The organism is Streptomyces sp. NPDC002513, from assembly GCF_053595355.1.
In genome coordinates this window covers 197,956-209,934 of the sequence record NZ_JBSFXK010000003.1, presented here as the reverse complement: position 1 = coordinate 209,934, position 11,979 = coordinate 197,956, and the positions used below count along the sequence as shown (strand labels likewise).

General features: G+C 68.9%; 11 protein-coding genes and 1 tRNA gene. 11 read left to right on the top strand and 1 reads right to left on the bottom strand.

Annotated elements, in window-relative coordinates; translation table 11 throughout:
• The first annotated feature begins 214 nt into the window (after nt 1-214).
• The 9 genes from ACWD5Q_RS03710 to ACWD5Q_RS03670 all read left to right on the top strand — a co-directional run bounded on the left by ACWD5Q_RS03710 (nt 215) and on the right by ACWD5Q_RS03670 (nt 10,148).
• Nucleotides 215-2,494, top strand: coding sequence for an FdhF/YdeP family oxidoreductase (locus tag ACWD5Q_RS03710; RefSeq protein WP_451425360.1), 2,280 nt, complete (start codon nt 215-217; stop codon nt 2,492-2,494).
• Nucleotides 2,495-2,549: 55 nt separating this feature from the next.
• On the top strand, nt 2,550-3,038 hold the full coding sequence (locus tag ACWD5Q_RS03705) for a PaaI family thioesterase (RefSeq protein WP_451425359.1): 489 nt from the start codon (nt 2,550-2,552) through the stop codon (nt 3,036-3,038).
• Nucleotides 3,039-3,092: 54 nt separating this feature from the next.
• Nucleotides 3,093-3,521, top strand: a complete 429-nt coding sequence (locus tag ACWD5Q_RS03700; protein ID WP_451425358.1) for a hypothetical protein — start codon at nt 3,093-3,095, stop codon at nt 3,519-3,521.
• The gene (locus tag ACWD5Q_RS03695; RefSeq protein ID WP_451425357.1) at nt 3,518-4,147 is read left to right on the top strand and encodes a Tat pathway signal sequence domain protein; all 630 of its coding nucleotides are present in this window, start codon (nt 3,518-3,520) and stop codon (nt 4,145-4,147) included. The genes ACWD5Q_RS03700 and ACWD5Q_RS03695 overlap by 4 nt, the downstream gene beginning before the upstream one ends.
• A gap of 272 nt (nt 4,148-4,419) precedes the next feature.
• On the top strand, nt 4,420-5,652 hold the full coding sequence (locus tag ACWD5Q_RS03690; RefSeq protein WP_451425356.1) for a branched-chain amino acid ABC transporter substrate-binding protein: 1,233 nt from the start codon (nt 4,420-4,422) through the stop codon (nt 5,650-5,652).
• A 113-nt stretch (nt 5,653-5,765) separates the two neighbouring features.
• Nucleotides 5,766-6,698, top strand: coding sequence for a branched-chain amino acid ABC transporter permease (locus tag ACWD5Q_RS03685; protein WP_451425355.1), 933 nt, complete (start codon nt 5,766-5,768; stop codon nt 6,696-6,698).
• A 5-nt stretch (nt 6,699-6,703) separates the two neighbouring features.
• Nucleotides 6,704-8,530: a branched-chain amino acid ABC transporter permease gene (locus tag ACWD5Q_RS03680; RefSeq protein WP_451425354.1), complete on the top strand. Its 1,827-nt coding sequence runs from the start codon at nt 6,704-6,706 to the stop codon at nt 8,528-8,530.
• A gap of 5 nt (nt 8,531-8,535) precedes the next feature.
• A complete protein-coding gene (locus tag ACWD5Q_RS03675; RefSeq protein WP_451425353.1) occupies nt 8,536-9,435 on the top strand; it encodes an ABC transporter ATP-binding protein in 900 nt (299 codons plus the stop codon).
• Nucleotides 9,432-10,148 carry an ABC transporter ATP-binding protein gene (locus tag ACWD5Q_RS03670; protein ID WP_451425352.1) on the top strand — a complete coding sequence of 239 codons (717 nt, stop codon included), beginning with the start codon at nt 9,432-9,434 and terminating at the stop codon, nt 10,146-10,148. Before ACWD5Q_RS03675 ends, ACWD5Q_RS03670 begins: the two co-directional genes overlap by 4 nt.
• 114 nt (nt 10,149-10,262) lie before the next feature.
• Here the strand turns inward: ACWD5Q_RS03670 and ACWD5Q_RS03665 are convergent, their stop codons facing one another.
• Nucleotides 10,263-10,913 carry an ANTAR domain-containing response regulator gene (locus ACWD5Q_RS03665; protein ID WP_451425351.1) on the bottom strand — a complete coding sequence of 217 codons (651 nt, stop codon included), beginning with the start codon at nt 10,911-10,913 and terminating at the stop codon, nt 10,263-10,265.
• Nucleotides 10,914-11,016: 103 nt separating this feature from the next.
• Here ACWD5Q_RS03665 and ACWD5Q_RS03660 point away from each other — a divergent pair.
• Nucleotides 11,017-11,090, top strand: a tRNA-Leu gene (locus ACWD5Q_RS03660).
• 107 nt (nt 11,091-11,197) lie between these two features.
• Entirely contained in the window at nt 11,198-11,959 is a 762-nt protein-coding gene (locus tag ACWD5Q_RS03655) for a transcriptional regulator (RefSeq protein WP_451425350.1), read from the top strand.
• Nucleotides 11,960-11,979: the final 20 nt, after the last annotated feature.

The window sequence follows — 11,979 nt, the reverse complement described above, 5'->3', positions numbered from 1 at the left end:
CCCGATCCTGCCACGCCCCACCGACACTCGGGCCCGCCCGGGCCTGGGGCGGCTCGGCACCACGGGAGAGCACCGTCACGCCGGGGGCCGGCCGCCGCCCTCCGTACGCCTTGGCGCGACCCTTTTCGGCACGCATGGGAGGATCGAAGACACACCTCACAAGATCAGAGACGTACCTCACAGGTGGACGCACAGGGAGAAGGGGAGGGCCGCGATGGCCAGCAAGGCGCCCAAGGGGGACCCGGTTCAGGACGCGCCGCAGGTCGGCAAACCGAAACACGCGGCGGTGGGACTGCCCGCCGTCGAACACGCCATGCGCATCGCCCAGCAGCAGATGGGCGTGCGCCGCACCGCCCTCACCCTCCTCCGCGTCAACCAGAAGAACGGCTTCGACTGCCCGGGCTGCGCCTGGCCCGAGCCCGATCACCGGCACACGGCCGAGTTCTGTGAGAACGGCGCGAAGGCGGTCGCGGAGGAAGCCACCCTGCGCCGGGTCACCCCGGAGTTCTTCGCCGCGCACCCCGTGGCCGACCTCGCCACCCGCAGCGGATACTGGCTGGGCCAGCAGGGGCGTCTGACGCACCCCATGTACCTCCCCGAGGGGGCGGACCGCTACGAGCCGGTCAGCTGGGAGCGGGCCTTCGACATCATCGCCGAGGAGATCGCCGCGCTGGGCTCCCCCGACGAGGCCGTCTTCTACACCTCGGGCCGCACCAGCAACGAGACCGCGTTCCTCTACCAGCTCTTCGCCCGCGAGCTGGGCACCAACAACCTGCCCGACTGCTCCAACATGTGCCACGAGTCGTCCGGTTCCGCGCTCACCGAGACGATCGGCATCGGCAAGGGCAGCGTCCTGCTGGAGGACATCTACCAGGCCGAGCTGATCATCGTGGCCGGGCAGAACCCCGGCACCAACCACCCGCGCATGCTGTCGGCCCTGGAGAAGGCCAAGGCGAACGGGGCGAAGATCATCAGCGTCAACCCGCTGCCCGAGGCGGGCCTGGAGCGCTTCAAGAACCCGCAGACCCCCCAGGGCATCCTCAAGGGTGTCGCCCTGACCGATCTGTTCCTGCAGATCCGCATCGGCGGCGACCAGGCCCTCTTCCGTCTCCTCAACAAGCTGATCCTCCAGACGGAGGGCGCGGTCGACGAGGAGTTCGTCCGCGAGCACACCCACGGCTTCGAGGAGTTCGCCGAGGCCGCGCGCGCCGCCGACTGGGACGAGACGCTCACCGCGACCGGTCTCACCCGCGCCGAGATCGAGCAGGCCCTGCGGATGGTCCTCGCCTCGAAGCGCACCATCGTCTGCTGGGCCATGGGCCTCACCCAGCACAAGCACGCCGTGCCCACCCTCCGCGAGGTCGTCAACTTCCTGCTGCTGCGCGGCGACATCGGCCGCCCCGGCGCGGGCGTGTGCCCGGTGCGCGGCCACTCCAACGTGCAGGGCGACCGCACGATGGGCATCTTCGAACGGCCCGAGCCCGCCTTCCTGGACGCCCTGGAGAAGGAGTTCGGGTTCGCCCCGCCGCGCGTGCACGGCTACGACGTCGTACGGGCCATCCGCGCACTGCGCGACGGCAAGGCGAAGGTCTTCTTCGCGATGGGCGGCAACTTCGCGTCCGCGACGCCCGACACCGAGGTGACCGAGGCGGCCCTACGCCGGGCCCGTCTCACCGTGCACGTGTCGACCAAGCTGAACCGCTCGCACGCCGTCACCGGCACACGTGCGCTGATCCTGCCCGCCCTGGGCCGCACGGAGCGCGATCTGCAGGGCAGCGGCGCACAGTTCGTGACCGTCGAGGACTCCATGGGCATGGTGCACGCCTCCCGTGGCCGTCTGGAGCCCGCGAGTCCGCAGCTGCTGTCCGAGCCGGCCATCGTGTGCCGTCTCGCGCGCCGCGTGCTCGGCGACGGCAGCACGGTGCCATGGGAGGAGTTCGAGAAGGACTACGCCACCATCCGCGACCGCATCGCCCGCGTGATCCCCGGTTTCGAGCACTTCAACACGCGCGTGGCCCGCCCCGGCGGCTTCGCGCTCCCCCACGCGCCGCGCGACGAGCGCCGCTTCCCCACCACCACCGGCAAGGCCAACTTCACGGCGGCCCCCGTGGAGTACCCGGCGCTGCCCGAGGGCCGGCTGCTGCTGCAGACCCTGCGCTCGCACGACCAGTACAACACCACGATCTACGGCCTCGACGACCGCTACCGGGGCATCACGAACGGCCGCCGGGTGGTGCTGGTGAACCCGGAGGACGCACGGGCCCTGGGCGCGGCCGACGGGTCGTACGTCGACCTGGTGAGCGAGTGGAAGGACGGCGTCGAGCGGCGCGCCCCCGGCTTCCGAGTCGTGCACTACCCCACGGCCCGTGGCTGTGCGGCCGCCTACTACCCGGAGACCAACGTCCTGGTCCCGCTGGACGCGACGGCCGACACCAGCAACACCCCCGTGAGCAAGTCCGTCGTGGTGCGCCTGGAACAATCGGCGACCGGCTGAGCGTCTGCTCAGCCAGAGGCGAGTGACCGATCACCGACGAACGGAGCCGTGCCCCATGGGCGAGCAGCACGCCGTGAAGTTCCCACAGGAAGTCGTCGACGAGTACGCCGCGCTCGGCGTCGACCTGCCCGCCCTCTTCTCCGCCGGACACCTCGGCACCCGCATGGGCGTCCAGATCATCGAGGCCTCCGCGGAGCGGGTCGTCGGCACGATGCCCGTGGAGGGCAACACCCAGCCGTACGGACTGCTCCACGGGGGCGCCTCCGCGGTGCTCGCCGAGACCCTCGGCTCGGTCGGCTCCATGCTCCACGGCGGCAGCTCCAAGATCGCCGTCGGCGTCGACCTGAACTGCACCCACCACCGGGGGGTGCGCTCCGGCCTGGTCACCGGCGTCGCCACCCCCGTCCACCGGGGGCGCTCGACGGCGACGTACGAGATCGTGATCAGCGACGAGGACGGCAAGAGGGTGTGCACGGCCCGCCTGACCTGCCTTCTGCGCGACATACGGCCGGGCGACGGGGACCGCCTCCCCGACGCGGGCTGAACCGGCGCCCGCACCGCCGTTGAACCTGAGCCGGCGGCGCCCTAACGTCATGGCATGGCGACGGGCAAAGCCCCCAGGCCGGGGCTGACGGTGCGTGGAGCACGACTCGGACCGGACCTGCCGGCGGGTGCGGCGACGGCCGGCTGCGCCCCCTCGGGCTCCTCCGGCACGAGGAGCGCCGAGGCGGCCGTGTCCGCCTCGGCGTCCCCCCGGACCGCGCCTTTCGAATTCGAAAAGGTGTGCGCGCGGATCGTCGCGTACGGGTCCCGCACGGTGCTGGAGGGCGGTACCCGCGGGGACCATCGGCCGAGGGGGCTCTTCAACGGGCGGTACGGGGTCCTGAGGACGGTCGTGGTCGCGGACCGGGCCGTGAAAAGGCGTCAGGGCGCCGATGCCGTAGAGCAGTTGACAGTCCGTCGGGCGCGCGAGGGCCGTGCCGACCGGTACCGCACCGGCGGCCCGAGCAAGGGCCCGCGACAGTGAGCGGGGTCGGTCCCATAGAGCCCGGCGAGGGCACGCGCGCGTGGGACGAGCCCGGCCTCTCGCCCCCGCCCGCCCCTCCCCGTGAACGCCTCGCCCGGTGGTACGGCCGGCACCGCCTGGTGCTCCTCACGACGACGGCGGTCGCCGCCCTCCTCGCGGGCGGCGGCTACCTCTACGCCGCCCGCCCGCAGAAGCCGCCGCCACCGCCTCCCCCGCCGTACCCCTCCCAAGTCGTCGACGTCGTCTACCTGACCGCGGGGCCCGTGCCCCGGAACGCCCCGCCCCGGAGCTTCGGCCTGTCGGTGCTGCTGAGCGTGCGGTCGGGCCCGCCGGTCACCGTGATCCGTGTGGCCCAGCCCTATGCGGGCCTTTCCGTGATCACGTCCCCACGCCCCCCTTTCCATACAAAGGCGGGTTCTGCCCGCAAGATCGCCATAACCCTGCATGTGACCGAATGCGGAAAAGTCCCCGAGAACGCCGGACTCCCTTTCCTGGACGTAACTCTGCGTAATACGCGCGCAATAGAGGTCCACAGCTACATCCTCGGCTCACGCTATGCGCACGATCTCTCCGCGGCCCTGCACGCCGTCTGCGGCAACGCTTCCGGTAATCACCAAAACGGCTGACACACCTGAACGCAGCACCGTACCGTCCTGCGGATTCTCACTATGCGGACGGGGCGAATCGGTCGGAATTCCACTGTTCCACCCCTCCGGTACCGCTCTGCATTACCTCGTGTCATAACAAGAACGTCACAGCCTCGGTCAGACCCTCCTCCACGTTCCCCACCCGCGCTTAGAGTCACCGCCAGTCACCGCGCGGTCTGAACGTCACTTCGGCCCAGCGCTCGACTCGGCCACTTCCAGGGGGGAGGGCCGTGCCAGGGAAAGGACTGACCGTGCGTCAACGTTCGCTCATCGCCATCACCGCCGCGCTGGCGGCAGGTGCACTGACCCTCACCGCCTGCGGCTCGCGCGACAGCGGCAAGGGCTCGGACTCCGGCAACGGCGGCGGGACCACCGTCACCATCGGAGTCGACGCGCCACTGACCGGCGACCTGTCCGCCATGGGCCTCGGCATCAAGAACTCGGCCGACCTCGCCGTCAAGAACGCCAACAAGCAGAACTACGTCAAGGGCGTCACCTTCAAGATCGAGGCGCTCGACGACCAGAAGCAGCCGTCCCAGGGCCAGCAGAACGCCTCCAAGCTCGTCGCCGACAGCAACGTGCTCGGCGTCGTCGGCCCGCTGAACTCCTCCGTCGCCGAGTCGATGCAGAAGGTCTTCGACGACGCCAAGCTCGTCGAGGTCTCACCGGCCAACACCGGCCCCGCCCTCACCCAGGGCGCCGACTGGCAGACCAAGAAGGTCCGTCCCTACAAGGCGTACTTCCGCACCGCCACCACGGACGCCATCCAGGGCCCGTTCGCCGCCCAGTACGTGTACAACGACGCCAAGAAGAAGAAGGTCTTCGTCATCGACGACAAGAAGACCTACGGCGCGGGCCTCGCCGGCACCTTCACCGAAGAGTTCAAGAAGCTCGGCGGCAAGGTCGTCGGCACGGAGCACATCAACCCCGACACCACGGACTTCTCCGCGGTCGTCACCAAGGTGAAGAACTCCGGCGCCGACGTCGTCTACTACGGCGGCGAGTACCCGCAGGCAGGCCCGCTCAGCAAGCAGTTGAAGGCCGCCGGTGCCAAGATCCCGCTCGTCGGCGGCGACGGCATCAAGGACGACGCCTACGGCAAGCTGGCCGGCCCCGAGAGCACCGGCGACCTCGCCACCTCGGTCGGCGCCCCCGTCGATTCCCTCCCCTCCGCCAAGCAGTTCATCTCCGACTACAAGGCCGCCGGCTACAAGGACGAGTACTCCGCCTACGGCGGCTACTCCTACGACTCCGCCTGGGCGGTCATCGAAGCGGTGAAGAAGGTCGTCGAGGACAACAGCGGCAAGCTGCCCTCCGACGCCCGCGCCAAGGTCACCGCCGCCATGCAGAACGTCTCCTTCGACGGTGTGACCGGCAAGGTCTCCTTCGACGAATACGGTGACGCCACCAACAAGCAGCTCACCGTCTACGCCATCAAGAACGGTGTCTTCACGGCGGTCAAGTCCGGCACCTTCAGCGGCTGACCACGCCCGCACCATCCTCACGAGCCGCGCGGGGCGCTGTTCCACTGGCGCCCCGCGCGGACTCGCATCCGGCCACATCCGTCGAACGTCCGAAAAGTCTCGGAGGACATGCGGTGAACGAACTGCCGCAGCAGCTGGTCAACGGCCTGCTACTAGGAGCCATGTACGGACTGGTCGCCATCGGCTACACCATGGTGTACGGCATCGTCCAGCTCATCAACTTCGCCCACGGCGAGATCTTCATGACCGGAGCGTTCGGCGCCCTCACGGTCTACGCGTACGTCCTGCCCGACGGCACCTCCATGTGGGTCGCCCTGCCCCTGATGCTCGTCGGCGCCGTCCTGGTCGCCGTCACCGTGGCCGTGGGAGCGGAGCGGTTCGCCTACCGGCCCCTGCGCACCGCACCCCGGCTGGCCCCCCTCATCACGGCCATCGGCCTCTCCCTCGCCCTCCAGCAGGCGGTCTGGGCCTGGTACCCCGACGCCAAGTCCGCCCGCACCTTCCCGCAGATCGGCGGAGGCCCCTTCCACATCGGCAGCATCACCATCCAGACCGGTGACATCTTCCTGCTGATCGCGGCCCCCATCAGCATGGCCGTCCTCGCCTACTTCGTCATGAAGACCCGCACCGGACGCGGCATGCAGGCCACCGCCCAGGACCCCGACACCGCCAAGCTCATGGGCGTCAACACCGACCGCATCATCGTGGTCGCCTTCGCCCTCGGTGCCGCCTTCGCCGCCATCGGCGGTGTCGCCTACGGCCTGAAGTACGGTCAGATCGACTTCCGCATGGGCTTCATCCTCGGCCTCAAGGCCTTCACCGCGGCCGTCCTCGGTGGCATCGGCAACATCTACGGAGCCATGATCGGCGGCGTCGTCCTCGGTGTCGCCGAGACCCTGGCCACCGCCTACATCGCCGACCTCCCCGGCATGGAGAAGTTCGGCAGCCAGTCCTGGGCAGACGTCTGGGCGTTCGTACTCCTCATCCTCGTGCTGCTGTTCAGGCCACAGGGCCTGCTCGGCGAGCGCGTCGCGGACAGGGCGTGACACCGATGACCACACAGACCACCGCACCCGACACCCCGAGCACCCCCGCCGCAGGCGCCCCGTCCGGTCTCATCGGCATCCCGCCGCACCTCGGCCGCGCCCTCGCCACCGCCGGCGGCGCCCTCACCATCATCTCCACCTTCCTCTCCTGGACCTGGACCGCCGACTTCCCCGGTGACCTCACCGTCTACGGCTACCCGGGCGGCCTGCAGGTCCTCGTCCTCATCGGCGGCGTCCTCACCACCCTGTTCGCCCTCGCCTCCTACGGCATCAAGGGACTCGGCTGGCTCGTCCCCGCCGGCGCCGACGGCGCCCTCAAGTTCGCCGCCCTCACCACCTTCGCCACCGCCTGGTACACGGTCCTGGCCATCAGCGTCGAACTCGGCGGACTCGTCAACCTCGAACCCGGCGGCTACCTCGTGGCCGTCACCAGCCTGGCCGCCCTGATCGGCGCCCTGGCCCTGCCCTTCCAGCGGCCCGAACCCGACCCCATCGACCCCGACGACACGTCCTGGGAACACGTCAAACACCGGGCCGCCCACCAGTGGGAGACGATCAAGGCCGCCTTCGCCTCGGGCACCCCGCGCCCCCTCGGCAAGCTGCCCTCGTACGCCGAGATCCTGATCATCGTCGGAATCCTGGCCCTGGGACTGATCGTCTTCACCTACGGCATCGGCACCGAGTACGACGAACTCTTCATCGGCTTCCTGCTCACCGCCGGCTTCGGCTTCGCCGCCCTGAACAAGGCCGGCCTGATCAGCCAGGCCTCCCAGATCACCGCACGCCACCAGAACATCACCATCTGCGGGGCGTTCGTCGCGGCGGCCCTGTTCCCCTTCACCCAGACCGACGACCAGTACGCGACCATCGGCGTCTACATCCTCATCTTCGCCACCGTCGCCCTCGGCCTGAACATCGTCGTCGGCCTCGCCGGCCTCCTCGACCTCGGTTACGTCGCCTTCCTCGGTGTCGGCGCCTACGCCGCGGGCCTGGTCTCCGGCTCCCCCAACTCGCCCTTCCACGTCCACTTCCCGTTCTGGGCCGCCGTCCTCATCGGCGCCGCCGCCTCCCTGGTGTTCGGCGTCCTCATCGGCGCCCCCACCCTGCGCCTGCGCGGCGACTACCTCGCCATCGTCACCCTCGGCTTCGGTGAGATCTTCCGGATCACGGCGAACAACCTGGACGGCACCTCCGGCCCGGACGTCACCAACGGCTCCAACGGCATCGCGTCGATCCCGAACCTCGACGTCCTCGGCTTCGACTTCGGCGCCCAGCACGACATCGCCGGGTTCTCCATCGGCCGCTTCGCCAACTACTTCTTCCTGATGCTGATCATCACCGCCGTCGTCGTGCTCGTCTTCCGGCGCAGCGGCAACTCCCGCATCGGCCGCGCCTGGGTCGCCATCCGCGAGGACGAGACCGCCGCCCTCGCCATGGGCATCAACGGCTTCCGGGTCAAGCTCATCGCCTTCGCCGTCGGCGCCTCCCTCGCCGGCCTGGCCGGCACCGTCCAGGCGCACGTCACCTACACGGTCACCCCCGAGCAGTACCTGTTCGCCGGCCCCATCCCGCCCAACTCGGCCTTCCTGCTCGCCGCGGTCGTCCTCGGCGGCATGGGCACCATCAGCGGCCCCCTCATCGGTGCCGCACTGCTCTTCCTCATCCCCAACAAGCTCCAGTTCCTCGGCGACTTCCAGCTCTTCGCCTTCGGTCTCGCGCTCATCCTGCTGATGCGCTTCCGTCCGGAGGGCCTCATCCCGAACCGCCGTCGCCGGCTGGAATTCCACGAAGAGGCGGAAGCGCCCACAGTCCTCGGCACGACAGGGGCCTGACCACCATGACCACCGACACCACCACCCAGGACGCCACCGCCCCCGGCGAGGCCGTGCTCGACGCACGCGGCGTCACCATGCGCTTCGGCGGCCTCACCGCCGTGCACGACGTCAACCTCACCGTCAACAGCGGCGAGATCGTCGGTCTCATCGGCCCCAACGGCGCCGGCAAGACCACCTTCTTCAACTGCCTGACGGGCCTGTACATCCCCACCGAGGGCGAGGTCCGCTACAAGGGCAACGTCCTGCCGCCCAAGTCCTTCAAGGTCACCGCCGCCGGCATCGCCCGCACCTTCCAGAACATCCGTCTCTTCTCCAACATGACGGTCCTGGAGAACGTACTGGTCGGCCGCCACACCCGCACCAAAGAAGGCTTCTGGTCCGCCGTACTGCGCGGCCCCGGCTTCCACCGGGCGGAAGCCGCCTCCCGCGAACGCGCCATGGAACTCCTGGAGTTCGTCGGCCTCGCCGACAAGGCCGAACACCTCGCCCGCAACCTCCCCTACGGCGAACAGCGCAAGCTCGAGATCGCCCGCGCCCTCGCCAGCGAACCCGGCCTGCTCCTCCTCGACGAGCCCACCGCCGGCATGAACCCCCAGGAGACCCGGACCACCGAGGAACTCGTCTTCGCCATCCGCGACATGGGCATCGCCGTCCTCGTCATCGAGCACGACATGCGTTTCATCTTCAACCTCTGCGACCGCGTCGCCGTCCTCGTCCAGGGCGAAAAGCTCATCGAGGGCAACAGCGCGACCGTCCAGGGCGACGAACGCGTCATCGCCGCCTACCTCGGAGAACCCTTCGAGAACGCCCCCGGCGACGAAGAGGTCGCCGAGGTCGAGGCCGCCGAGGCACACGCCGAGACCACGACGGACGCCGCGCCCGGCAAGGAGAACGACCGATGACCGCACTGCTCGAGGTCGAGGACCTCCGGGTCGCCTACGGCAAGATCGAAGCCGTCAAGGGCATCTCCTTCAAGGTCGACGCCGGCGAGATCGTCACCCTCATCGGCACCAACGGCGCCGGCAAGACCACCACCCTGCGCACGCTCTCCGGCCTCCTCAAGCCGGTCGGCGGCCAGATCAGGTTCAACGGCAGGTCGCTCAAGAAGATCCCCGCCCACCAGGTGGTCTCCCTCGGACTCGCCCACTCCCCCGAGGGGCGGCACATCTTCCCCCGCATGACCATCGAGGACAACCTGCGGCTCGGGGCGTTCCTGCGCAGTGACAAACCGGGCATCGAGAAGGACATCCAGCGGGCCTACGACCTCTTCCCCATCCTCGGGGAGCGCAGGAAGCAGGCCGCGGGCACCCTCTCCGGCGGCGAGCAGCAGATGCTGGCGATGGGCCGGGCCCTGATGTCCCAGCCGAAGCTGCTCATGCTCGACGAGCCGTCGATGGGCCTCTCCCCCATCATGATGCAGAAGATCATGGCGACCGTCGCCGAGCTGAAGTCCCAGGGCACGACGATCCTCCTGGTCGAACAGAACGCCCAGGCGGCCCTGTCGCTCGCCGACCACGGTCATGTCATGGAGGTCGGGAACATCGTGCTCTCCGGCTCCGGGCAGGACCTGCTGCACGACGAGTCGGTACGGAAGGCGTACCTCGGCGAGGACTGACCGCTCCCGCGTACGGCACACGGCGAGGCCCGCACCCCCTGCCCGGGGTGCGGGCCTCGCCGTATGCGGTACGCGCGTACGGCGCGGTGCGACACCCCGCGCCGTACGCCCTGTTCAGTCCTTGGAGGCCTTCTTCTCCTCGGCGTCCTGGATGACCGCCTCGGCGACCTGCTGCATCGACATCCGCCGGTCCATGGAGGTCTTCTGGATCCAGCGGAAGGCGGCCGGCTCGGTCAGCCCGTACTCCGTCTGCAGGATCGACTTCGCCCGGTCCACCAGCTTGCGGGTCTCCAGCCGCTGGGTGAGGTCCGCGACCTCCTGCTCCAGCGTCTTCAGCTCGTTGAACCGCGAGACGGCCATCTCGATCGCCGGAACGACGTCGCTCTTGCTGAACGGCTTCACCAGGTACGCCATGGCCCCGGCGTCACGCGCACGCTCGACGAGGTCGCGCTGCGAGAAGGCGGTCAGCATCAGCACCGGGGCGATGCGCTCCTCGGCGATCTGCTCGGCCGCCGAGATGCCGTCGAGCTTCGGCATCTTCACGTCGAGGATCACCAGATCGGGCCGGTGCTCACGGGCCAGCTCCACCGCCTGCTCGCCATCGCCGGCCTCCCCGACGACGCTGTAGCCCTCCTCCTCGAGCATCTCTTTGAGGTCGAGCCGGATGAGCGCCTCGTCCTCCGCGATGACGACACGGGTCGTCAGCGGGGGCACGTGCGACTTGTCGTCGTCGGCAACGGGCTGGGGCGACTCGGAGGCGGTCACTCGGGCTCCTTGTTCCGGGGCAGGCAAGTACTGCTCCCAGAAGCCTACCTAGCTGCGGTATGGTGGACACGCAGCGGGTCGGGATCAACCTTCGATTCGTTGGGCCCCGGTAGCCCAGCCGGTAGAGGCAGTGCTCTCAAACAGCATACAGTGTGGGTTCGAATCCCACCCGGGGCACTTTTCCTAAGATTCCAAGGTCGCCATCCAGATGCGGACGTTCTCATTTCTCGTGAACGTCCGCTTTTTGCTGCACACAAGGATGATCAGTCGCACAGAGTGGACCCATGTACGACATGGGCACACGCAAACGAGCCCTGGCTCTCGTGGCTGAGGGGCGCAGTCTGAACTCCGTCAGCAGGGAGACGGGGATTTCTCGGTCTGCGATCCGCTCCTGGCGGACGCGCACCGAAGCCGGCCCACGCGCGGGCCATCCCTGTCCCCGGTGTCAGGAAGTCCCGAGTCCGCCAGAAGCCCCTGCCGCATACGCCTACCTTCTCGGCCTCTACCTCGGCGACGGCTGCATCAGTCCTCACCGCAGAGACGTCTACTTCCTGCGCGTGGTCCTGGACAGGGCCTGGCCGGGCATCATCGACGCATGTGAGGAAGCGATGCGTGCGGTGCGCCCGTCGAACAGCGTCTTCCGTGTCGGGAGACAGGGTTGCGTAGCGGTCAGCAGCTCCAGCAAGCACTGGCCCTGCCTCTTCCCCCAGCACGGCCCCGGCAAGAAGCACGAGCGCCGCATCGTCCTCGAACCCTGGCAGCAGGACATCGTCGATGCCCACCCCTGGGATTTCATCCGCGGCCTCATCCACTCCGACGGCTGCCGCACCATCAACTGGACCACCCGGCTCGTCCGCGGTGAGCGCAGGCGCTACGAGTATCCGCGGTACTTCTTCACCAACCTGTCCCGTGACATCGTCCAGCTCTTCACGGACACTCTGGACCGGTTGGGTGTCGAGTGGACACTGGCCAACGCACGCAACGTGTCCGTCGCCCGCAAGGCCTCCGTCGCCCTCCTCGACGCCCACGTCGGCCCCAAGTACTGATGACACGCAAGGGCCCCACC

Bases quoted from the DNA above. Each gene is read 5' to 3' on its own strand.
- ACWD5Q_RS03710 (WP_451425360.1), top strand. From the start codon at position 215: ATGGCCAGCAAGGCGCCCAAGGGGGACCCGGTTCAGGACGCGCCGCAG.
- ACWD5Q_RS03705 (WP_451425359.1), top strand. From the start codon at position 2,550: ATGGGCGAGCAGCACGCCGTGAAGTTCCCACAGGAAGTCGTCGACGAG.
- ACWD5Q_RS03700 (WP_451425358.1), top strand. From the start codon at position 3,093: ATGGCGACGGGCAAAGCCCCCAGGCCGGGGCTGACGGTGCGTGGAGCA.
- ACWD5Q_RS03680 (WP_451425354.1), top strand. From the start codon at position 6,704: ATGACCACACAGACCACCGCACCCGACACCCCGAGCACCCCCGCCGCA.
- ACWD5Q_RS03675 (WP_451425353.1), top strand. From the start codon at position 8,536: ATGACCACCGACACCACCACCCAGGACGCCACCGCCCCCGGCGAGGCC.
- ACWD5Q_RS03670 (WP_451425352.1), top strand. From the start codon at position 9,432: ATGACCGCACTGCTCGAGGTCGAGGACCTCCGGGTCGCCTACGGCAAG.
- ACWD5Q_RS03655 (WP_451425350.1), top strand. From the start codon at position 11,198: ATGTACGACATGGGCACACGCAAACGAGCCCTGGCTCTCGTGGCTGAG.